General features: G+C 76.3%; 4 protein-coding genes. 3 read left to right on the top strand and 1 reads right to left on the bottom strand.

Annotated features, from left to right (window positions below; genetic code table 11):
- A partial coding sequence (locus tag Q0195_RS11040; protein WP_299278348.1) for a 4Fe-4S dicluster domain-containing protein occupies positions 1-522 on the top strand: 522 nt, incomplete at its 5' end.
- Entirely contained in the window at positions 519-1529 is a 1011-nt protein-coding gene (gene nrfD, locus Q0195_RS11035; protein ID WP_299278346.1) for an NrfD/PsrC family molybdoenzyme membrane anchor subunit, read from the top strand. The genes Q0195_RS11040 and nrfD, both read left to right, overlap by 4 nt.
- Before the next feature lie 87 nt (positions 1530-1616).
- Here the strand turns inward: nrfD and fdhD are convergent, their stop codons facing one another.
- A complete protein-coding gene (gene fdhD / locus Q0195_RS11030) occupies positions 1617-2453 on the bottom strand; it encodes a formate dehydrogenase accessory sulfurtransferase FdhD (RefSeq protein ID WP_299278343.1) in 837 nt (278 codons plus the stop codon).
- A gap of 168 nt (positions 2454-2621) precedes the next feature.
- On the opposite strand from fdhD, the gene Q0195_RS11025 reads away from it, so the two are divergent.
- A complete protein-coding gene (locus Q0195_RS11025) occupies positions 2622-4226 on the top strand; it encodes a trypsin-like peptidase domain-containing protein (protein ID WP_299278342.1) in 1605 nt (534 codons plus the stop codon).
- Positions 4227-4240 lie beyond the last annotated feature (14 nt).

Here is a 4240-nt window from a genome sequence, read left to right as displayed (position 1 = left end):
GTCTGCCCCACCGGGGCGCTGTTCCGCACCGAGTTCGGCACCGTCGTCGTCCAGGCCGACGTGTGCAACGGCTGCGGGTACTGTGTCGCCGCCTGCCCGTACGGGGTGATCGAGCGCCGCCGCGGCCCCCAGGGCGCCCCGAACGTCGGCGTCGCCCAGAAGTGCACGCTGTGCTACGACCGGCTCGGGGAGGGGCTCACCCCGGCATGCGCCCAGGCCTGCCCCACCGAGTCCATCCAGTACGGGGACCTCGACGAGCTGCGTGAGCGTGCCGAGCAGCGCCGTGCCGCGCTCCACGAGCAGGGCGTGACCGAGGCACGGCTCTACGGCCACGACCCCGAGGACGGCGTCGGCGGCACCGGGGCCTTCTTCCTCCTGCTCGACGAGCCGGAGGTCTACGGCCTCCCCCCGGACCCGGTGGTGCCCACGAAGTACCTGCCCCAGATGTTCAACCGCGCCACGACCGCCGCCGCGGCACTCCTCGCCGGGGCAGCCCTCGCCTTCCTCGGGAGGCGGCGATGACGACGACGGCGAGCAGGCGTCCCCGCACCCGCCGCGACCGTACCGACCAGCCGGTGCCCGACGTCGAGTTCGGCTCCTACTACGGCCGGCAGGTGGTCAAGCCGGCGCCGTGGGACGTGCGGATCCCGCTGTACATGTTCGCGGGGGGCCTGGCGGCCGGCTCGTCGCTGCTCGCCGCCGGTGCACAGCTGACCGGCCGCCCGGCGCTGCGCCGCGCGAGCCGGATCGGTGCCGTCGGCGGGCTCGGGGTGAGCATGGTGGCCCTCGTCACCGACCTGGGCCGTCCCGAGCGGTTCCTCAACATGCTGCGCACCGTCAAGCTCACCTCCCCGATGTCGGTGGGCACCTGGCTCCTCAGCCTCTACGGCGCACCGGCCGGGCTGGCGGCGCTCGACGAGGTCGTCCGGATGCTGCCGGTGGACGGCTCGCGCGGGCCGGCGAGGCTGCTGCGTGCCGCGGGACGGCCCGCCGGTGTGCTCGCGGGGCTCACCGCACCGCCCGTCGCGGCCTACACCGCCGTGCTCCTGTCGGACACGTCCACCCCGACGTGGCGCGACGCCTACCGTGAGCTGCCCTTCGTCTTCTGCGCCTCGGCGGCCGCAGCCGCCGGCGGGCTGGCGCTCGTGGCCACCCCGGTCGCAGAGGCGGCCCCCGCCCGCCGGCTCGGTGCGGCCGGCGCCGTCGTCGAGCTCGCCGCCGCCCAGGTGATGGAGCGCTCGATGGGCCTGACCGCCGAGCCGCTCCGCACCGGCAGGGCCGGGGCGTGGATGCGTGCCGCCACGGCGCTCACCGCGGCGGGCGGGTTCGGCGCGGTGCTCTCCGGCCGGCGGCGCTGGGCCGCGGTCCTCAGCGGTGCGGCGCTCATGGCCGGCTCGCTGTGCACCCGGATGGGCATCTTCGAGGCCGGGATGGCCTCCGCCCGCGACCCCCGCTACACCGTCGTCCCGCAGCGGGAACGCCTCGACCGGGGGGAGCCGGTGCGCTTCGAGCGCGGCGCCGACGGCTGATCCCGGCGGCCCCGACCGTGCGGGCGCCCGGCCCGTGCCCCGGGGACGACGCGCGGCGGGGCAGCGCGGACCGACAGACGCCGGTGGTCAGGCGCAGACCCGTGCGGCACCCGTGTAGACGTTGGCGGAGTCGCCGCGGCTGAACCCGACGAGTGTCATCCCCGCCTGCTCGGCGAGCTCGACGGCCAGCGCTGACGGTGCGCTCACCGCGGAGAGCACCGGGATGCCGGCGAGCTGCGCCTTCTGCACGAGCTCGAAGGACGCCCGCCCGGAGACCTGCAGGACGCAGCCACGCAGCGGCAGCCCGCGCTCCCGCAGCGCCCAGCCCACGACCTTGTCCACCGCGTTGTGCCGCCCGACGTCCTCGCGCAGGCACAGGAGCTCGGCCCCGCCCGTCGCGTCCAGTGCGAAGAGACCTGCTGCGTGCACACCCCCGGTGTCCGCGAAGAGCTGCTGCCGGGTGCGCAGCCGCTCGGTCATCCCGAGGAGCGCGGGCAGGGGGACCCGCACATCGTCGTCGGCCACCGGGAACCGGGAGGACCGGGTGACCGCGTCGAGGGACGAGGTCCCGCAGATGCCACACGCGCTCGAGGTGTAGACGTGGCGGTGGTGGGTGTGCACCCGGGGTGCCACGCCGGGATCGAGCCGGACGTCGACGACGTTGTAGCTGTGCGTGCCGTCGGGGTTGACCCCGGGCCCGTACGCGACACCGGCCACCTGCTCCGCCGACCACACGACGCCCTCGGAGACGAGGAAGCCGAGCGCGAGGTCGAAGTCCTCACCGGGGGTGCGCATCGTCACCGTCCAGGTGGCGCCGTCGACGCGCAGCTCCAGCGGCTCCTCACCGGCGAGCACGTCGCTGCGCTGCCGGGTCCGGCCGTCGGCGGAGAACCGCACGACACGGTGGCGCTTGGTGCGTCGCAACCCGTCCTCCTCACCGGCGACAGTGGCCCGATCGTAGCCGCGGCCGCCCGTCCGGCGTGATCCCGCTCCGGGACGCGACGAGGTTCCCAGCAAGCTCCCAGCCGGTGCGCAGGGCGACGCCAGGCGCGCGGTGTTCCCTGGGTGCGAGGCACGAACCGAGGAGGACAGATGGAACCGACGTCGCGTGAGGAGGCACGCCGCCAGGTGGCGGAGGAGCGCGCCGCGCACGAGGCCCGCGTCCGGGAGCACGAGGCCGAGCCGGAGCCGTACCGGCCGGTGCTCACCGACCGGGTGCTCCGGGAGCAGGCGGAGGTGGACGCCATGCTCCTCGGTGGGGCCCGGCCCGCGGTCGCGCCGGACCCCACGTCGGCCGGGGCCGGCACGGTGCAGGAACCGGGTCCGGACCCGGGGCCGGCTACGGGCGCTGTCCCGCCGCTGCACGCCACTGGCCCGAAGCGGGCTGGGGGCGGCGCCGCGCCGCTACGCGCCGCCGACCCGGTGGGGGCTGCGGGTGGCGACCCGCTCCGCGATGCCGGTCCCGACCACGCGACAGGCGTCGACCGGCTCCGCACCGCAGACCCCGGCCGGGCGCTGCCGGCCCCCGACCCGGCCACCCGCGTCCCGCGCGCAGGGGAGTGGCCGCCGCATCCCGGCGGGGAGCCCCGGCTCCTCGCCCCCCTCGCCCAGCGCGGTCGCCGCCGCGGCTGGGCCGCCCTCGGCGGCACCGCCGCGACCGCCGCGCTGCTCGCCAGCTTGGGCACCGCCGTCGTCACCGGCGCGTTCACCGCGCCGCAGACCGCGGCCCCGGCGGCCGCGCCCGCCCAGGTGGTTCCGGCGAGCTCGACCCCGAGCACCCCGGACTGGCCGGCCGTCACCGCCGCGGTGGCGGACTCCGTCGTCGCCCTCGACGTCGCGACCTCCTCCGGCCAGGGCCAGGGCTCCGGTGTCGTCCTCGACACCGACGGGAACGTGCTGACGAACAGCCATGTCGTGGACGGCGCCCGCTCCGTCGTCGTCACGCTCGCCGACGGACGGATGTACGAGGCCGAGGCGGTCGGCCAGGACGAGACCACCGACCTGGCCGTCGTACGCCTCGTCGACCCGCCGGACGACCTCGCCCCGGCCACGCTCGGCAGCTCTGCCGACCTCGCCGTCGGTCAGGCGGTGCTCGCCGTCGGCAACCCGCTCGGGCTCGACTCCACGGCGACGACCGGGATCATCTCCGCGCTGGACCGTCCGGTGGTCACACAGAGCCGCGACCAGGCCGTGGTGACCAACGCCATCCAGGTGGACGCCGCCGTCAACCCCGGCAACTCCGGCGGACCGCTCTTCGACGCGCGCGGTGAGGTCATCGGGATCACCAGCTCCATCGCCGGCCTGTCCGGCGGAGGCTCGGCGGGCAGCATCGGGCTCGGCTTCGCAATCCCGGTGGACCAGGCCGCCGACGTTGCGCGCCAGCTGGTCGAGGACGGCGAGGTGGAGCACGCGTTCCTCGGGGTGGCGCTGAGCGATGCGACCGTCAGCGTCGACGGCGTCACCCGAGCCGGCGCCCGCATCGAGGAGGTCGAGCCGGGATCACCGGCCGCCGACGCCGGGCTGCGGCCCGGGGACGTCGTCATCGCCATCGACGACCGCCCCGTGGACGAGGCCGCGGCGCTCACCGGCCACGTGCGCCAGTACGGCTCCGGCGACCGGCCGTCCCTCACCGTCGTGCGCGACGGCACCGCCCACGACGTGGACGTCACCCTGGCCACCCGCCCGCCCAGTGCCTGACTGCCCGCCCGGCC

Origin of the sequence: uncultured Georgenia sp. (assembly GCF_937958535.1) — a bacterium.
In the GTDB taxonomy this organism is placed as follows: Bacteria; Actinomycetota; Actinomycetes; order Actinomycetales; family Actinomycetaceae; genus Oceanitalea.
This window is presented reverse-complemented; position numbering and strand designations above follow the sequence as displayed.